Source organism: Vibrio sp. HI00D65 (assembly GCF_001635455.1).
In the GTDB taxonomy this organism is placed as follows: Bacteria; Pseudomonadota; Gammaproteobacteria; order Enterobacterales; family Vibrionaceae; genus Vibrio.
In genome coordinates, this window is record NZ_LWEH01000274.1 from 1 (window position 1) to 219 (window position 219).

General features: G+C 37.9%; 1 protein-coding gene. It reads right to left on the bottom strand.

What is annotated here, in order from left to right:
* On the bottom strand, positions 1–132 hold a 132-nt coding region (locus A3712_RS26910), incomplete at its 3' end, for a DUF3634 family protein (protein ID WP_157618808.1).
* Between the last annotated feature and the right edge of the window lie 87 nt (positions 133–219).

Below are 219 nucleotides of genomic sequence, written 5' to 3' on the forward strand. Positions count from 1 at the left end.
TTTGAAACTCGGTGGTAGATGACCTTTGACTTGCTCAATAGCCCCATCATTGAATTTTATTTTTAGCACTGGCCTATCAACAGCAACCAGCCAAAATATCAACACTGCACCAATTAAGATTACATACATCATAACGTCACCACAAATATTGATGGTTACTTATCGTCAGAAAGAAGCTTGCTTAAATCTTCTTTAAGACTCGTTACCGTTTTACTCGCC